Annotated in this window: 14 protein-coding genes and 1 pseudogene; 9 read left to right on the forward strand and 6 right to left on the reverse strand. The window is 64.3% G+C overall.

All coding sequences use genetic code 11. The features are described from left to right. Window positions 1–47 precede the first annotated feature (47 nt). Window positions 48–2183: an acetyl-CoA hydrolase/transferase C-terminal domain-containing protein gene (locus B2U07_RS16235; RefSeq protein WP_275545695.1), complete on the forward strand. Its 2136-nt coding sequence runs from the start codon at window positions 48–50 to the stop codon at window positions 2181–2183. A gap of 24 nt (window positions 2184–2207) precedes the next feature. Here the strand turns inward: B2U07_RS16235 and B2U07_RS16240 are convergent, their stop codons facing one another. The 3 genes from B2U07_RS16240 to rep all read right to left on the reverse strand — a co-directional run bounded on the left by B2U07_RS16240 (window position 2208) and on the right by rep (window position 5811). After that, on the reverse strand, window positions 2208–2780 hold the full coding sequence (locus tag B2U07_RS16240) for a xanthine phosphoribosyltransferase (RefSeq protein WP_275545694.1): 573 nt from the start codon (window positions 2778–2780) through the stop codon (window positions 2208–2210). A gap of 189 nt (window positions 2781–2969) precedes the next feature. Continuing rightward, window positions 2970–3452 carry a UPF0158 family protein gene (locus B2U07_RS16245; RefSeq protein ID WP_275545693.1) on the reverse strand — a complete coding sequence of 161 codons (483 nt, stop codon included), beginning with the start codon at window positions 3450–3452 and terminating at the stop codon, window positions 2970–2972. Between the two features lie 349 nt (window positions 3453–3801). Then, window positions 3802–5811: a DNA helicase Rep gene (gene rep, locus B2U07_RS16250; protein ID WP_275545692.1), complete on the reverse strand. Its 2010-nt coding sequence runs from the start codon at window positions 5809–5811 to the stop codon at window positions 3802–3804. A gap of 270 nt (window positions 5812–6081) precedes the next feature. Between rep and B2U07_RS16255 the strand changes: the two genes are divergently transcribed. Then, the gene (locus B2U07_RS16255) at window positions 6082–7749 is read left to right on the forward strand and encodes a putative bifunctional diguanylate cyclase/phosphodiesterase (protein ID WP_275545691.1); all 1668 of its coding nucleotides are present in this window, start codon (window positions 6082–6084) and stop codon (window positions 7747–7749) included. A gap of 24 nt (window positions 7750–7773) precedes the next feature. Here the strand turns inward: B2U07_RS16255 and B2U07_RS16260 are convergent, their stop codons facing one another. Next, window positions 7774–9159, reverse strand: a complete 1386-nt coding sequence (locus B2U07_RS16260) for a NorM family multidrug efflux MATE transporter (RefSeq protein WP_275545690.1) — start codon at window positions 9157–9159, stop codon at window positions 7774–7776. Between the two features lie 139 nt (window positions 9160–9298). Between B2U07_RS16260 and B2U07_RS16265 the strand changes: the two genes are divergently transcribed. From B2U07_RS16265 to B2U07_RS23135, 3 genes and pseudogenes are all read left to right on the forward strand, one after another. Beyond that, the gene (locus B2U07_RS16265; RefSeq protein ID WP_275545689.1) at window positions 9299–10216 is read left to right on the forward strand and encodes a LysR substrate-binding domain-containing protein; all 918 of its coding nucleotides are present in this window, start codon (window positions 9299–9301) and stop codon (window positions 10214–10216) included. A gap of 165 nt (window positions 10217–10381) precedes the next feature. Beyond that, window positions 10382–11497, forward strand: a pseudogene (locus B2U07_RS23130) (Cache 3/Cache 2 fusion domain-containing protein); the annotation flags it as partial. Between the two features lie 135 nt (window positions 11498–11632). Beyond that, window positions 11633–12355, forward strand: a complete 723-nt coding sequence (locus B2U07_RS23135; RefSeq protein WP_419096362.1) for a methyl-accepting chemotaxis protein — start codon at window positions 11633–11635, stop codon at window positions 12353–12355. A gap of 1 nt (window position 12356) precedes the next feature. On the opposite strand, the gene B2U07_RS16275 is transcribed toward B2U07_RS23135, so the two are convergent. Both B2U07_RS16275 and B2U07_RS16280 read right to left on the reverse strand, forming a co-directional pair. Then, a complete protein-coding gene (locus B2U07_RS16275) occupies window positions 12357–13850 on the reverse strand; it encodes a YifB family Mg chelatase-like AAA ATPase (protein ID WP_275545687.1) in 1494 nt (497 codons plus the stop codon). Window positions 13851–13943: 93 nt separating this feature from the next. After that, window positions 13944–14201: an accessory factor UbiK family protein gene (locus B2U07_RS16280; RefSeq protein WP_017361208.1), complete on the reverse strand. Its 258-nt coding sequence runs from the start codon at window positions 14199–14201 to the stop codon at window positions 13944–13946. Between the two features lie 409 nt (window positions 14202–14610). On the opposite strand from B2U07_RS16280, the gene glnK reads away from it, so the two are divergent. The 4 genes from glnK to sutA all read left to right on the forward strand — a co-directional run bounded on the left by glnK (window position 14611) and on the right by sutA (window position 17463). Beyond that, window positions 14611–14949 (forward strand): P-II family nitrogen regulator, encoded by a 339-nt coding sequence (gene glnK / locus B2U07_RS16285; protein WP_003096476.1) that lies wholly within the window; start codon window positions 14611–14613, stop codon window positions 14947–14949. 335 nt (window positions 14950–15284) lie between these two features. Further along, the gene (locus B2U07_RS16290) at window positions 15285–16538 is read left to right on the forward strand and encodes an ammonium transporter (protein ID WP_296277373.1); all 1254 of its coding nucleotides are present in this window, start codon (window positions 15285–15287) and stop codon (window positions 16536–16538) included. A 98-nt stretch (window positions 16539–16636) separates the two neighbouring features. Beyond that, window positions 16637–17062, forward strand: coding sequence for a secondary thiamine-phosphate synthase enzyme YjbQ (locus tag B2U07_RS16295; protein WP_197858991.1), 426 nt, complete (start codon window positions 16637–16639; stop codon window positions 17060–17062). Window positions 17063–17139: 77 nt separating this feature from the next. After that, complete coding sequence (sutA, locus tag B2U07_RS16300) at window positions 17140–17463, forward strand: transcriptional regulator SutA (protein WP_197858992.1); 324 nt, start codon at window positions 17140–17142, stop codon at window positions 17461–17463. Window positions 17464–17467: the final 4 nt, after the last annotated feature.

A 17467-nucleotide genomic window follows, 5' to 3' on the forward strand; every position in this document is an offset into this window, starting at 1 on the left:
CACGCAGTCCAAGCAGCATTCGTCACGGATGCCGCAAGGAGCGCCAGATGCCGCAGACCTGCACCATCGAGCAAGCCGTCGAACTCGTCCTGAGTGAAATCGACGGGCCGATTCACCTGGGCCTGCCGCTCGGCCTGGGCAAGCCCAATCGCTGGGTCAATGCGCTGTATGAGCGCGTGCGCAACCTGCCTGAGCGGCAACTGACCATCTACACCGCGCTGTGCCTGGCGCGCCCGCGTGCCGATCAGGATCTACAGCGGCGCTTTCTCGAGCCCTTCGTCGACCGGGTCTACGGCGATTACCCCGAGCTGGAATTTCTCGCCGACCTGCAGGCCGGCAGCCTGCCGGCCAACGTGCGTGTCGAGCAGTTCTTCTTCCAGCCCGGCAGCCTGCTCGAATGTGCGCCGGCGCAGCAGGATTACATCAGCAGCAACTACAGCCATGTCGCCCGCGACCTCAATACCAAGGGCCTGAACGTGGTCGCCCAGTACGTGGCGGCTGACACACGGCGGCCGGAGCATTTCAGCCTGAGCTGCAACCCGGACGTGACCCTGGACCTGCTGCCGCTGCTGGAGCGACGTCGCGCGGCGGGCGAAACCGTGCTCGGCATCGCCCAGATTCACAGCGACCTTCCGTACATGGTCGGCGATGCCCAGGTGCCACGCGACACCTTCGATATCCAGCTGCTCGAAGACGAGCGCAGCACGCTGTTCTCCACGCCGAACATGCCGGTGACGGTGCAGGATCACTGCATCGGCCTGTTCGCCAGTGCGCTGGTGCGCGATGGCGGCACCCTGCAGATCGGTATCGGTGCGATGGGCGATGCCCTGAGTGCTGCGCTGATCACTCGCCAGGCGGATAACGCCGGCTACCAGGCCCTGCTGCAGTCCCTGCATGGCGACGCCGGCTCGCTGCAGGCCAGCGCCGAGATTGGCGGTGTACTGCCGTTGCGCGAAGGGCTGTACGGCTGCAGTGAAATGTTCGTCAACGGTCTGCTGGCGCTGGCCGAAGCCGGCCTGGTGCGGCGCGCGGTCTACCCCGACGTCGAGGTGCAGCGCCTGGCCCTGGCCGGTGGTCTGGATGGGCAGGGCCGGCCGCACAGCATCCAGGCTCTGCTCGATGCCGGGCTGGCGCCACGGCTCGATGAGCACGGCCTGCAATGGTTGCAGCAGAGCGGTCTGCTGGCCGAGGAGGTGCGTTTCGAGAAGGGACTGCTGCGCCTGCCGGACGGCAGCCTGTTCGATGCCGATCTGGGCAATGCGCAGCTCCAGGCGAGCCTGCACCCCTTTCTTGGCAAGGCCCTGGGCGGCGCGGTGCTGCATGGCGGTTTCTTCCTCGGCCCGGCGGCCTTCTATGCGCGCCTGCGTGAGCTGGACGAGGCAATCAGGCAGCGCTTCGCCATGACCGGTATCCGCTACATCAATGAGCTGCATGGTCAGGAAGCGCTCAAGCGCCTGCAGCGCCGCGACGCGCGTTTCGTCAACACGGTGTTCACCATGACCCTGCTCGGCGCCGGGGTGGCCGATCAGTTGGAAGATGGTCGCGTACTGAGCGGTGTCGGCGGGCAGTACAACTTCGTCGCCCAGGCCCATGCGCTGGAGGATGCGCGCTCCATTCTGCTGTTGCGCAGCTGGCGCGAGTCGGGTGGGGAGGTCAGTTCCAACATCGTCTGGGAATATGGCCATACCACCATTCCCCGGCATCTGCGCGACATCGTGGTGACCGAATATGGCGTCGCCGACCTGCGCGGCAAGACCGATGCCCAGGTGATCGAGGCGCTGCTTGGCATCTGCGACTCGCGCTTTCAGGACGAGTTGATCGAGCAGGCGCAGCAGGCTGGCAAACTGCCGGCCGATTTTCGCCTCGATCAGCGCTTTGCCAACAACCTGCCCGAGCGTCTGCAGTTATTGCGCGAGCAGCATGCTGCATTGTTCGCCGAATACCCGTTGGGCAGCGATTTCAGCGCGGTGGAGCAGGACCTGGTGCGTGCGCTGAGCTGGCTCAAGAGCAAGCTGCGCCTGACCGAGGCGCTGGAGCTGGGTAAGGCCACGCTCGATGCGCCGGAGCCGGGTGCGTATCCCGAACACTTGCGGCGCATGAACCTGGAAGCGCCGGATGGCGTACGCGAGATCCTTTACCAGCGCTTGCTACTGGCGGGCCTGCAGGCCACCGCCGCGCCCTGAAGCGCGCGAGGCCGTGCACAGCCTTTAATCGAGGAAGCGCACCTGGCCGTTCTCCAGAGCGGCGACACGGGCCAGCGATTCGACGCGGTAGCCTTCGCTCTGCAGCAGGTTGCGGCCTTCCTGGAAGGACTTTTCGATGACGATGCCGATACCGGCAACCTGGGCGCCGGCCTGCTGGATCAGGTCGATCAGCGCCTTGGCGGCGTGGCCGTTGGCGAGGAAGTCGTCGATCACCAGCACCTTGTCAGCGGCGGTCAGGTGGCGGGCGGAAATGGCGATGGTGCTTTCGGTCTGCTTGGTGAAGGAGAACACCTTGGAAATCAGCAGATCGTCCTTGAGCGTCAGCGACTGGAACTTGCGCGCGAAGATCACCGGGATGCCCAGCTCCAGGCCGGCCATCACTGCCGGGGCGATGCCCGAGGCTTCGATGGTGACGATCTTGGTGATGCCCTGGCCGGCGAAACGCTGGGCGAACTCGTGGCCGATCTCCTGCATCAGGCGTGGATCGATCTGGTGGTTGAGAAAGGCGTCCACCTTGAGTACGTGCTCGGACAGCACGATGCCTTCGCTGCGAATCTTCTGTTTCAACGACTCCACGGTCGATCCTCTGGTTGAGCAGAAAAGCTGCGGATTTTCGCTCAAAACACCCCGGATTGTGTAGTGAAACCGGAGCCTGCCCGACAGTCGTAGCCAGTTGACCGCTCAGACAGGTTGTTGGCGCCGTAGCCCGGATGCAATCCGGGGGCGCTCAGCATGATTCCAGTGACAGGTATTGGGCGTGCCCGCTCATGCGCTCTTGTTCAGCCGCCGCAGAATGTCCCTGGGGATGCCGCAGGTATCCAGTGGCAGCTTCTCCGGCGCGGGCTCCAGGCCCAGCTCGTAGAGCCAGTTGAGGGCGTACTCGCGTAGCTGCTTGAGTTCGTAGGCCTGCCACTGCTGGCGAATCGGCGCGAAGGCTTCGATCTCGTAATCGAACGCGCGCAACGGTTTGCGCCCGGTCAGCGCGGCACTGAGCAGCGGGTGCGCATGCAGGTCGTCGAGGGTGAACAGGAACGACTCGCGCATGGCGATGCGCTGCGGTATGTCAAGGTTGGGCACCTGGCTGTAGCGGTCGGGATCGAGTTCGATCTGCTGGCGCTGTTCGCTGTGCTGATCCTCTGGCGACAGGCTCAGGACGCTGCCGCTTTCCAGGTCCAGCCAGTGTTCCTGCTGTTCGCGGCCATTGATCAGCTGTATCAGGGCATCGAGGTCGAGGGTGAAGGTACGCATGGTTGCAGCCCCTGTTTCTGAACGTGGTGTTCTTCTGACTGGCAAATATGAAGAGGGTGCCGGTGCCGAGTGCAAAGGGATAAGGTAACCGCCAAAACCAACTCCAGTGGGAGCGGACTTGTCCGCGAAGCTATTTCGGAGGAGCTGGTTGTTGAGTGTGGTCATTTTTCTATGGGGCAGGGTGGAAACCTTTTTCGCGGACAAGTCCGCTCCCACACAAGTCCGCTCCCACCCAAGCTCGCTCCACCCCAGCTCCCTCTCACACAAGTCCTTACCCACACAAATCTTCTGCTGTACCAGCCCAGCCCCGCCCCCTGCTTGGGAAGTGGGGTGTCTACAGCGAGCTGAGTCAGCGCTTGAGCATGGCGCGCATATTGGCCAGGGCGTCGTTGCCGCGTGCGGTCTTGACCTCCACGGGCGCCTCCTCCTGACCTTCCCAGACCAGGTCCTCCGGCGGCAGCTCGTCGAGGAAGCGACTCGGCGAGCATTCGATGATCTCGCCGTACTGCTTGCGCTTGGCGGCGAAGGTCAGCGCCAGGTTGCGCTTGGCGCGGGTGATGCCGACGTAGGCCAGGCGCCGCTCCTCCTCGATGGTGTCGGCCTCGATGCTGGAACGGTGCGGGAGGATCTCCTCCTCGAAGCCGATGATATACACCGAGGGGAATTCCAGGCCCTTGGAGGCGTGCATGGTCATCATCTGCACGCCCTCGGCGCCTTCTTCCTCTTCCTGCTGGCGCTCGAGCATGTCGCGCAGCACCAGCTTGCCGATGGCGTCCTCGATGGTCATGTCGCCGTCTTCGTCGCGCTCCAGGGTGCTTTTCAGCGCCTCGACGAGGAACCACACGTTGCCCATGCGCGCCTCGGCCACCTTATCGCTGGAGGCGTTCTGGCGCAGCCAGTTCTCGTAGTCGATGTCCATGACCATGCTGCGAATGGCGGCGATCGGGTCGTTCTGCGCGCACTCCTGGCGTACGCGATCCATCCATTTGGTGAAGCGCTGCAGGCGTTCGGTGAAGCGCGCGTCGAGGTGTTCGCCGAGGCCGATTTCGCCGGCAGCGGCGTACATGCTGATCTTGCGCTCGCTGGCGTAGTTGCCGAGCTTTTCCAGGGTGGTGGAGCCGATCTCGCGGCGCGGTACGTTGATCACCCGCAGGAAGGCGTTGTCATCGTCCGGGTTGACCAGCAGGCGGAAGTAGCTCATCAGGTCCTTCACTTCCTGACGGGCGAAGAAGCTGGTGCCGCCGGAGAGGCGATAGGGAATCTGGTGGTGCTGCAATTTCAGCTCCATCAGCTTGGCCTGGTAGTTGCCCCGATAGAGAATGGCGAAGTCGCTGTACGGGCGCTGGGTGCGCAGGTGTTCGGTGAGGATCTCCAGCGCCACGCGTTCGCACTCGGCGTCTTCGTTGCGGGTGCGGATCACACGAATCTCGTCGCCATGGCCCATCTCCGACCACAGCTGCTTTTCGAACACGTGCGGGTTGTTGGCGATCAGCACGTTGGCGCATTTGAGGATGCGGCTGGTGGAGCGGTAGTTCTGCTCCAGCATCACCACCTTCAGCGAGGGATAGTCCTCCTTCAGCAGCATCAGGTTTTCCGGGCGCGCGCCGCGCCAGGCGTAGATCGACTGGTCGTCGTCGCCGACCACGGTGAACTGGTTGCGCATGCCCACCAGCATTTTCACCAGCAGATACTGGCTGGCGTTGGTGTCCTGGTATTCGTCGACCAGCAGGTAGCGGATGCGGTTCTGCCACTTCTCCAGAATGTCCTGATGCTCCTGGAACAGCTTCACCGGCAGCAGGATCAGGTCGTTGAAGTCCACTGCGTTGTACGCCTTGAGCGTGCGTTGGTAGTGCAGGTAGACGATGGCTGCGGTCTGCTCCTTCGGCCCACGGGCATTGGCCAGCGCCTCGTCCGGCAGAATCAGGTCGTTCTTCCAGCTGTCGATCAGGTTCTTGATCTCGTCGGCACCGTCGTCGCCGGCGTACTCCTTCTGCATGATGTCGGTGAGCAGCGCTTTGATGTCGCCGTCATCGAAGATCGAGAAGCCGGGCTTGTAGCCCAGGCGCGCGTACTCCTTGCGGATGATGTTCATGCCCAGGTTGTGGAAGGTGGACACGGTCAGGCCGCGCGCTTCGCTGCCCTTGAGCAGCGTGCCGACGCGCTCCTTCATCTCGCGCGCGGCCTTGTTGGTGAAGGTCATGGCGACGATGTGCTGGGCGCGGATACCGCAGTTCTGCACCAGATGGGCGATCTTGCGCGTGATCACGCTGGTCTTGCCGGAGCCTGCGCCGGCGAGCACCAGAAGTGGGCCGCCGACATAGTTCACGGCCTCTTGTTGCCGGGGGTTCAGTCGGGACATGGGTTCGATCACAGAAAAATGGCCGCGCATTTTAACAGGCCTGGCAGCTTCTGCCGCGACCGTCCGGAACTGTGGCCTGGCGCACGTAATTGAAGCGTGGCGCGCTGGGTTATTCGAACGGATGCAGTACTCTGGTTCCACTTGCCGGTTTTTTGGCTATACCTCAGGATGTGCGTTCACTTTCACCCGGATGTGATTGATTAGACGTCGGTTAAGACGCGGGCAGGCGACACGATTCGCCATTATTCTTGATCATTTGGGGGAGGTCGCTTGTCCACGCTCGTCGAACCCATGCGCCTGGTTCTGCTGGCGGATTCGCCTGGCTGGGCCGAATCATTGCGCGAGCACCTGGCTGCCCTTGGCAGCTCCTCTGCGTTGATCACCGCACCGTCCTGGGAAGCGGCCAGCAACCTGTTCGATGATCACTCCAGTGGCCTGCTGCTGGCCACGCCTGAGCGCATCCCCGAGGCCGGTCAATGTCCGCTGCCGATGGTATTGCTGCTCGAAGACGAGCCCAGCGAGGAGCCGGCCGGTGTCAGCGACTGGTTGGTGCGTAGCAGTCTCAACCTCGATGTGTTGCGCCGCTGCCTGCGCTACGCGCGTGAGCAGGGCAATCTCAAGCACACCCTGCAACGTCTCGCCGAGCAGGACCCGCTGACCGGCATCGCCAACCGCCAGGGTTTCCAGACCCTGCTCGCTGCGCGCCTGGCCGAATGCGGTGGCCGCGGCCTGGTGCTGGGGCACCTCGACCTGGACAACTTCCGCCATGCCAACGATGCGCTGGGCTACCAGGGCGGTGATCGCCTGATCCTGCAGGTGGTGGCGCGCCTCAAGGGGCTGCTGCAGCCCTGCGACCAACTGGCCCGCCTGGGCAGCGACGAATTTGCCCTGCTGCTGGACGTACGCCGCGACCCGCAGCGCGTCGAGCGCCTGGCCGAGCGCGTCACCGAAGTGCTGGGCGAGCCCTACTGGGTCGACGGCGAGAGCCTGCTGATCGGTTGCAGCCTGGGGCTGGCCCATGCCCGCGCCGGGGAGGGCGCCGATCCGCTGCTGTGGCACGCACATATCGCCATGCAGCAGGCCAAGAGTCAGCAGGGCTGCGTGTTTCACGTCTATGACGAGCGCCTCAACCGCGGTGCGCGCAGCCAGGCCGATCTGGAGAGCGAGCTACGCCGCGCGCTGCGTCGGGACGAGCTGGAATTGCATTACCAGCCGCGGCTGTGCCTGGAAAGCGGGCGCATCGTCGGCCTGGAGGCGCTGGTGCGCTGGCAGCACGGCGAGCGCGGGCTGCTCTCGCCCAGTGAGTTCGTGCCGCTGGCCGAGGAAACCGGGCTGATCGTGCCGCTCGGTTACTGGGTCATCTCCCGCGCCTTGCGCGACATGCAGTGGCTGCGCGGGCGTGGCCTGCCGGCGCTGCATATGGCGATCAACCTGTCGTTCCGCCAGTTCCAGGACAGCCAGCTGCTGCCGACGCTCAGCCGCCTGATCGAAGAGCGTGGCATCGATGCGCAGTGGCTGGAATTCGAGCTGACCGAAACCGCAGTGATGCGCCGCAGCGATCAGGTGCAGCAGACCATGCTGGCGCTGGGACGGCTTGGCGTGCGTTTTTCGCTGGACGACTTCGGCACCGGTTTCTCGTCCTTCGTCCACCTCAACAGCCTGCCGATCACCCTGCTGAAAATCGACAAGAGTTTCGTTGGCGGCATGGGCGAACGGCCCGAGAACCGCCAACTGGTGCGGGCGATGATCAACCTGGCGCACAACCTCAACCTGGAAGTGGTGGCCGAGGGGGTTGAGAATATCGAGCAGCTCGACATGCTGCGCCAGTTCGGCTGCGATCAGGCGCAGGGTTATCTGATCAGCAAGGCCGTGCCGCTCACCGAGCTGGCGCGTTTTCTGGTGTTCGGCATGCGCCAGCCGCTGCTCGGCGGATCGTAACCCGTAGCCCGGATTGTATCCGGGCTACGACAGGCAGACCTCGCCCTCTACCCTGTTCGGCCGCTGCAGACGTGCCGTCTTCCATTGGAAACCCAGCACTAGACCGCTGGCCGTCGCCGCCAGGCCCGCGGCCAGCCCCCACCAGACGCCATGCGCGCCCCAACCCAGCGGGAAGGCCAGTAGCCAGGCCAGCGGCGCGCCGATGCACCAGTAGCCGGTCAGGCCGATCACCAGGGTGGTGCGGCCGTCGTTGAGCCCGCGGATCGCACCCATGGCGATGCTTTGCAGGCCGTCGAACAGCTCGAACCAGGCGGCGATCGCTAGCAGGCTCACGGCCAGGGTGACGATATCGGCGAACGCCGGGTCATGCTGATCGAGGAACAGGCCGATGATCCATTCCGGCAGCAGCCAGAACAGCAGGGCGAACAACAGCATCAGTGCTGCGCCCAGGCCCATGCCAAGGTGCCCGGCCAGGCGCGACAGGTGCAGGCGGTCGGCGCCGTAGTGCAAGCCGACGCGAAAGGTCACCGCGTAGGACAGGCCCTGCGGCACGATGAATGCCAGGGCAACCGTCTGCATGGCGATCTGATGGGCTGCCAGTTGCACGCTGCCCAGCGCACCCATGCACAGCGTGGCGAAGGTGAACAGCCCCTGCTCGGCGGCGTAGGTGCCGCCAATCGGCAGGCCTAAACGCAGCAGGGCGCGCATCTCGTCCCGCTGTGGGCGACCCAGGCCGCCTCGAAGCTTGTAAGCCTGGTAGGTCGGCGAGATCAGGATGTACAGCGCCAGAGCCAGGGCCATGGCGCTGCTGACCAGCGCGGTGGTCATGCCAATGCCGCTCAGGCCGAGGCTGGGCAGGCCGAACCAGCCCTTGATCAGCGCATAATTGATGACGAAGTTGGCGACCGTGCCGATGATGCTGATGGTCATCACCGGGCCGGGATGGCCGATGGCGCTGGTGAAGCCGCGCAGGGCCATGAAGCACAGGTAGCCAGGCAAGGCCAGCGACAGCGGGCGCAGAAATGCCATGGCCTGGCTGGCCGCTGTCGGGTCCTGGCCCAGGTGCGGCAGCAGCGGGCCCAGGCCGTTGAGGCACAGCGCGCTGACAACGCCCAGCAGCATCGCCAGCCACAGGCCATTGCGCAGCAGGCGGGTGACGCCGCTCGGGTCACCGGCACCATGGCGAATGGCGACCAGGCTGCCTACCGCGGCGATCACGCCGGTGCAGAAGATCGAGAAGATGAAATAGCAGGTGGCACCCAGCGCGCCGCCGGCCAACTGCTGCGGGCCGAGCATGGCCATCATCAGCGTGTCGGTGAAAATCATCAGCGCATGGGCCAGCTGTGCGGAGACCAGCGGGCCGGCCAGGCGCAGCAGCGCACCCAGCTCGTGACCAGGGGAGTTCTTCATGATGAGTAAAACTTCGGCAGGGTAAGCATCCCCGGGCTGTCGGGGGACGAGCAATGGCAGCTATTCTCTGGTTTGCAGCGACCATTCACAAAAGGAAAATAGCCATGCCAGGTATGACAAAAACTCATGGAATTGGACTGTGACCCGTCGCTTGCCGCCGCTGTACGCCCTGCGGGCCTTCGAGGCCGCTGCGCGCCATTCGTCCTTCACCCGCGCCGCCGAGGAACTGGCCATCACCCAAAGTGCGGTGAGCCGGCATATCCGCACGCTGGAGGATTACTTTGCCTGCCGCCTGTTCGAGCGCCGCGGCCGCAGCCTGCAACTGACCGATCCGGGCCGGGCCTTGCTGCCGGGGCTGAGCGATGGCTTCGATGCACTGGAGCGGGCCAGCGCCGCCCTGCGCGCCGACGATCAGGTGCTGCGCCTGAAGGCACCGTCGACCCTGACCATGCGCTGGCTGCTGGCGCGCCTGTCGCACTTTCGCCTGAGCAATGCGGACAGCGAAGTGCAACTGACCAGCGCCTGGATGGATGTGGACAAGGTCGACTTCCGCCACGAGCCCTTCGACTGCGCGGTGCTGCTTTCCGATGGCCAGTTTCCGGAAGATTGGGAAAGCGTGCTGCTGTTCGAGGAATGGCTGATCCCGGTCTGCGCAGCAGCCGATATCGCAGCCGGCCCCTGGTCTCTGGCACGTTTGCGGGCCGCCGAGCAACTGCACCCGACGCCGGACCGCCGCGACTGGCGGCGCTGGTTGCAGGCCACCGGCCTGGGGGAGCAGGTGCCACTGAAGACCGGCCAGCTGTTCGACATGCTCGAACTGGGCATCGTCGCCGCCGCCCGCGGATACGGCGTGTCCATCGGCGATCTGCTGATGGTGGCCGAGGACGTCAACGCCGGCCGGCTCGGTCTGCCCTGGCGCACCGCCGTCAGCAGCGGTGAGGGCTACTATCTGGTGTGGCCGCGCGGGCATCGTGCCGCCAGTCGTATCAACCGATTGTCGGATTACCTGCAGGATGAAGTCGCGCGGATGTGCCTGCCTGAGGTGTCAAGAGCTTGATTTTTTTCGGGTTTCACCGAGCGGTCGGTCACAGGTTGCAACCAGTGCCATCATTTTGAAATTGACCTAGAGATTTTGTCGGGTATCCTGCCGCGCCTCCTACTAAAGTCGTAGGACAACCCCCACAATTTCGCCGCCAGTTTAAGGGTGGCTCGAGGCTCTCCCATGCAATCGCCCCGGTCACGTATTGCCTTGCAACTGGCCACCGCGCTGGCCGTCGTGCTGGTCCTGCTTATCAGCGCCAGCACGCTGTTCGCCCTGCGTTCGCTGAACAACGCCAACCTTGTTACCCGCGAAGAACACCTGGCCAGCGAGGCGCGCTTGCTGGCCGACCAGCTGGACACCTTCCACAGCAGCCTGCGCGACAGTACCCAGCGCCTGGCGGGTCTGTTCGAGCGCCGTTTCTCCAGCGGCCTGAATGTCAGCAGCCAGCGCGTTGCGGTGGCGGGCGTGCAGGCGCCGGTGCTGTCCCTGGGTTCGGCGGCGTTGAACAACGACTTCACCCAGGTGGACGAGTTTCATGACCTGACTGCAGGCGTGGCGACCGTCTTCGTACGTGACGGCGACGATTTCATCCGTATCAGCACCTCTGTAACCAAGCCGGACGGCAGCCGCGCCATCGGTACCGTGCTGGACCGCAACGGCCCGGCCTACCCGAAGGTGGTCAGCGGCGACAGTTATGTGGGGCGCGCGTTTCTCTTCGGCCGTTTCTACATGACTCAGTACACCCCGGTGCGCGATGCCAGTGGCCGGGTTTTCGCGGTGCTGTTCGTCGGCTTCGACTACACCGACGCGCAGAACGCTCAGTTCGACAACCTCAAGCGCTTCCGCATCGGTGAAACCGGCTCCCTGGCTCTGCTCGACGATCAGGGATCCTGGCTGGTGCCGCCGGCCGGTGCTCGTCAGCCGGAGCAGGTCGCCGGCAAGCTGGCCAATGTGCTCGACGAGCCGGGCCGCGGCACCTTCTGGAGCGACGGTGTCGAGGAGTTCTTCAGCGTGGCCATGCCGTTCAGCGGCGGCCCCTGGCAGGTAGTGGCGAGCATGCCGCGCACGGAAATCCAGGCGGTGACCTGGCGCGTCGGCAGCCAACTGGCGGTCGGCAGCGCCATCACCCTGCTGTTGGCGGTGATCGCCGTGGTCTGGCTGCTGCGGCGCAAACTGCGCCCGCTGGGTGATCTGGTGCAGCAGGCGCAGGCGCTCGGCGCCGGCCATCTCGGCGCGCGCATGGCGCAGTCCAGCAACGATGAGATAGGCGAGCTGGCGGGCAGCTTCAACCGCATGGGCGAAGCGCTGGCGAGCATGGTGGCGGGCATTCGCAGCGCTGCCCAGGATGTCAGCGCCCGTTCGCAGGCCATGTCGACGCTGTCGCGTGATGCCTATCAGGGTATCGATCAGCAGTCCGGCGAGATCACCAGCATGGCCGGCGCGGTGGAGGAATTCAGCGCCACCTCACAGAACATCGCCGACAACATGCGCAGCACCGAGCGCCTGGCCAGCGACAACGCCCAGCAGACCCGCATCGGGCGCACTTCGATGGATCAGGCCTCCGAAGCGCTGGTGCAGATCGCCGAAGCCCTGGAGCAGACCTCGAGCGCAATCAACGGCCTCGGCCAGCGCTCCCAGGAAATCGGCGGCATCGTCAGCGTGATCACCTCGATTGCCGATCAGACCAACCTGCTGGCGCTCAACGCCGCCATCGAAGCCGCGCGTGCCGGTGAGCAGGGCCGCGGTTTCGCTGTGGTCGCCGACGAGGTACGTAACCTCGCCGGGCGTACTCGCGAGGCGACCAACGAGATTTCGACGATGATCGGCAGCATCCAGAGCGAGACCAGCAGCGCCATCGCCACCATGGAGCAGGGGCGCCAGCTGATGCAGGACGGCCTGGAGCGCAACGCCAAGGTGGCGGCTGCACTGGCGCAGATCAGCGAGCAGAGCGAGGCGGCGGGCGAGCAGTTCGCTGCGATCACCACCGCCACCAGCGAGCAGAGCAGCACTGCGACCGTGCTCAGCGCCAACCTGCAGAGCATCGCCCAGGCCAATGGCGAGCAGCGCGAAGTGGTGGCCAACCTGGCCGACACCGCCCTCGAGCTGGATCGCCTTGCCGCTCAGTTGCGCCAGGAAGTCGAGCGCTTTCGCTGATTCAGCCCGCGGCGGGGCGATACTGCAGCGCCTCGGCCAGATGCTCGCGGCTGATCGCCTGCTGCTCCGCCAGGTCGGCCAGTGTCCGCGCGACCTTGAGCACGCGGTGCGCGGCTCGTAGGGAAAGGCCCAGGCGTTCGCAGGCGTTTTCCAGCCACTGGCGATCGATATCGCTCAGGGCGCAGTGCTGGCGCAGGCCGGGCAGGTCGAGAAAGGCGTTGGCCACACCCTGGCGGCGCAACTGCCGCTCACGTGCCCGCGCCACCTTGGCTGCCGCCTGCGCAGTGCTCTCGCCATCCTGCGGCGGGGCATTCAAGGCTGTCGTTTCGCGGGCAACCGTCAGGTGCAGGTCTATACGGTCCAGCAGCGGCCCGGACAGCTTGGCGCGGTAGCGCTGGATCTGCTCTGGCGTACAGCGGCAGCGGTTGCTCGGGTCGCCGAGGTAACCGCACGGGCAGGGATTCATTGCCGCGACCAGCTGGAAACGCGCCGGGAAGCGCACCTTGTCACGCGCCCGGGCAATGACGATATGGCCACTTTCCAGCGGCTCGCGCAGCACCTCCAGTACCTTCCTGTCGAATTCCGGCAGCTCGTCCAAGAACAGCACGCCCTGGTGCGCCAGGGTGATTTCGCCGGGCTGTGGGCGGCTGCCGCCGCCGACCAGTGCCGGCCCGGAAGCGCTGTGGTGCGGGGTGCGAAAGGGCCTCTGCGGCCAGTGCTGCAGCGGCGTATGACTGGCCACCGAGTGGATTGCCGCGACCTGCAGCGCTTCGCGTTCGTCGAGCGGCGGCAGCAGGCCGGGAAGGCGGCTGGCCAGCAGCGTCTTGCCGGTGCCGGGCGGACCGCTGAGCAGCAGGTTATGCGAGCCCGCAGCGGCCACCAGCAGGGCGCGTTTGGCGGCCAGCTGACCCTGAACTTCGGCCAGGTCCGGGTAAGGCAGGCTCTGTCTGAGCAATCCCTGTGCAGCATAGGGTTCGAGTGGTGCGCTGCCGTTGAGGTGCGCAGCGATCTGCAGCAGATGCTCGACGGCGATCACCTTGAGCCCGGAGGCGAGGCTGGCCTCCTCGGCATTGGCCTGTGGCACCAACAGGGTGCGTCCGGCTTCACGCGCAGCCAGTGCGGCCGGCAGAACGCCCTGCACCGGACGTACAGCGCCGGATAGCGCCAGCTCACCCAGGCATTCGTATTCATCGAGCGACTGAGCCGGCACCTGACCGCTGGCGGCAAGAACGCCCAAGGCGATGGCGAGATCGAAACGGCCGCCGTCTTTCGGCAGGTCGGCCGGCGCCAGATTCAGGGTGATGCGCTTGCTAGGGAATTCGAAGGCGGCATTGAGGATGGCGCTGCGCACGCGGTCCTTGCTTTCCTTGACCGCGGTCTCGGGCAGGCCCACCAGCGTCAGCGAGGGCAGGCCGTTGGCCAGGTGCGCCTCGACGGTGACGGCCGGTGCTTCGACGCCGACCTGGGCGCGGCTGTGGACGATGGCCAGGGACATGATCTCTCCTTGATCAAGTAGGGTGCAGCGCCTGTAGGAACGGCTTCAGCCATGAAGCCTGTTCGCGGCTGAAGCCGCTCCTACAACATAACCTTAGTCTGCGGCGGTGAGCTTGGCTTCCAGTTCGGCGACCTTGGCTTCCAGCGCTTCCAGGCGGGCGCGGGTACGGGCCAATACCACCATCTGGCTGTCGAACTCTTCGCGGCTGACCAGCTCCAGCTTGCTGAAACCGCTTTGCAGCAGGGCTTTGAACTGGGCTTCCAGTTCGGCGCGCGGCAGCGGGCTATCGCCGCTGAACAGGCGCGAGGCGTGGCTACTGAGGGTGTCGAGCAGGGCTTTCGGCGGCAGCATGATCAGGTTCCGTAAACAGACGGTCGGCAGTGTAGCACGCGACCTGAGGCGGGACGCCCCAGGCCATGTTGCACGATTTTTGAGCATGACCCGATGCGCTGCTGCACCAATCTTGTGCGGTTAGGGTGTGGTAAACGCCATGCGTTATCGCTGGGCATCGGTAAGAGCCTGATAGGCAGCGCTTTTCCGGGAGATGGCAAGCTTTCTGCTTAGACCCCAACGACGCGTGCACCGATGCAGTACCGGTGCGGCAGACGAAGCGGGGAAGTGTTTCGTCGAGGGCGGTTGGTGGGTATCGACCAGGCCAGGCTGGAACGGTCGGTGCATTACAAAAGCCAGACACTGCGCTTAGACTTGAGCCGGGTTCGTAATTCCTGGGGCAAGTCCACCTTACACGGGAGAAAGTTTCATGAAGCTAGTCACTGCCATCATCAAGCCGTTCAAGCTCGACGACGTGCGCGAGTCGCTGTCGGAGATCGGCGTGCAGGGCATTACCGTCACCGAGGTCAAGGGCTTCGGCCGCCAGAAAGGCCATACCGAGCTGTATCGCGGTGCCGAGTACGTGGTCGACTTCCTGCCCAAGGTGAAGATCGACGTGGCCATCGCTGACGACCAGCTGGATCGCGTGATCGAGGCCATCACCAAGGCTGCCAACACCGGCAAGATCGGCGACGGCAAGATTTTCGTAGTCAACCTGGAACAGGCAATTCGTATCCGTACCGGCGAAACCGATACCGACGCGATCTAAGCAGCCTCCGAACCCCACGCCCCAGGAGTAAACCCCATGACTCTGCGAACTTTCGCAGGGCTAGGAGCCCTTTTGCCCTCGAATTCTGGCCATGCGCTGTATTCGAGGGCGAATGCCGGAGCTGGCGAGTCCTTCGCCGCTCTGCTGTGCCAGACCCTCTTCAGGTCTAGCGCTCGGCCTAGTGATGGGAATGCCTGGTCGCCTTACGGCGCAGGGGTTCCGGTGATCCAGAGCGAGTGTGGCAACGACCTGTAAAGCATGCGGAACGCGCCCAGAGCCAACCTGGACGTTTCAACCGAACAGCGCACAACGAAAGCGCCGGCAAGAGGTGAAAAATGGATAACACAGCATTGACTGCATTGCAGTACGGCTTCGATACCTTCTACTTTCTGATCTGTGGTGCCCTGGTGATGTGGATGGCAGCGGGCTTCGCCATGCTCGAATCCGGCCTGGTGCGCGCCAAGAACACCACCGAGATCCTGACCAAGAACATCGCCCTGTATGCCATCGCCAGCGTGATGTACCTGGTGATCGGCTACCACATCATGTACTCCAGCCCCGAGGGCGGCATCCTGCCGAGCCTGGGCTTCCTGATCGGCGACGAGAACAGCGTCGATGCGGTGCTCGCTGGCGGTGACGATGCGCCCTATTACTCGGCGCGCTCGGACTTCTTCTTCCAGATCGTCTTCGCTGCGACCTGCATGTCGGTGGTTTCCGGTGCGGTGGCCGAGCGCATGAAGCTGTGGGCCTTCCTCGCTTTCGCCGTGGTCATGACCGGCTTCATCTACCCGGTTCAGGGCTTCTGGAAATGGGGCTCGGGCTTCCTCAACGAAGCCGGTTTCCTCGACTTCGCCGGTTCCGGCGTGGTGCACATGGCTGGTGCTGCCGCTGCTCTGGCTGGCGTACTGCTGCTGGGCGCGCGCAAGGGCAAGTACGGCGCCAATGGCCAGGTCAACGCCATTCCGGGTGCCAACCTGCCACTGGCAACGCTCGGTACCTTCATCCTGTGGATGGGCTGGTTCGGCTTCAACGGTGGCTCGCAATTGAAGATGAGCACCATCGAGGATGCCAACGCCGTCGCCCAGGTGTTCGTCAATACCAACATGGCCGCTGCCGGTGGCCTGATCGCCGCGCTGATTACCGCGCGTATCCTGTTCGGCAAGGCTGACCTGACCATGGCGCTCAACGGCGCGCTGGCCGGCCTGGTCGCCATCACTGCCGAACCGCTGACCCCGAGCGCCCTGCAGGCGACCCTGATCGGTGGCGTGGGCGGTGTGCTGGTGGTCTTCGCGATCCTCGGCCTGGACAAGATCAAGATCGACGACCCGGTCGGCGCCATCTCCGTGCACGGCGTGGTCGGTATCTGGGGCCTGCTCGCCGTGTGCCTGACCAATGGCGATGCCTCGCTGGGCGCTCAGCTGCTGGGTATCGTCTGCATCTTCGCCTGGGTGTTCATCGCCAGCCTGATCGTCTGGAGCATCATCAAGGCGGTGATCGGTCTGCGCGTCAGCGAAGAAGAGGAATACGAGGGTGTGGATATCGCCGAGTGCGGTATGGAAGCCTACCCGGAGTTCACCGGCAAGAAGTAAGCTTCGCCGGAATGACAAGGGCGCCTTTTGGCGCCCTTTGTTTTTTCTGACAGCACGCTAGAATGCGCGCGCTGGAGCCATCGAGAGTGAGAAGCGGCATGTGGCAGCAACGCATCATCAGCTTGCGTCCGCGTGAGCGAGGTTTTCATCTGGTGACCGAAGAGGTGCTGGCGAAATTGCCGGAACTGGCGCAGATGCGCGTCGGTCTGTTGCATCTGTGGCTGCAGCACACCTCGGCATCGTTGACGGTGAACGAGAACGCCGACCCCGCGGTGCGCCGCGATTTCGAGCGTTTCTTCAACCGCCTGGTGCCGCAGGGTGAAGCGGGCTACGAACATGATTACGAAGGGCCGGACGATTTGCCGGCGCACTTCAAGGGCAGTTTGCTGGGCTTTCAGCTACAGCTGCCGATACAGCAGGGACGGCTGGCGCTGGGGACCTGGCAGGGTATCTATCTGGGCGAGCACCGCGATCATGGCGGCGCTCGGCAAGTGGTGGCGACCCTGCACGGCGAAACAATATGAATTTTTCCGGACGTGCGGTTGCACTTCGTACGGCTGGGCTATAACTAACCTGCTTTTCGCAAGTCATGAGGTTGAACATGAGCGACGAAGACCTGGAACAAGATGATCTGGAAGGGGCCGACGAGGACGATGGCGAGGAGCTGGCTGCCGCCGATGACGGTGACAGCAGCGATGACGAAGGCGGTGGCGAAGCCGTAACCAGCGGCAAGAAGAGCAAGGCCAAAGCCGTTGAAGTCGACGAGATGCCCAGCGTCGAAGCCAAGCAGAAAGAGCGCGATGCGCTGGCCAAGGCCATGGAAGAGTTCCTCTCCCGTGGCGGCAAGGTGCAGGAGGTGGAACCCAACGTGGTCGCCGACCCACCCAAGAAGCCCGACAGCAAATACGGCAGCCGCCCCATCTGAGGAC

The sequence above is a fragment of the Pseudomonas sp. UBA7530 genome, assembly GCF_002479365.1.
Lineage (GTDB): Bacteria > Pseudomonadota > Gammaproteobacteria > Pseudomonadales > Pseudomonadaceae > Aquipseudomonas.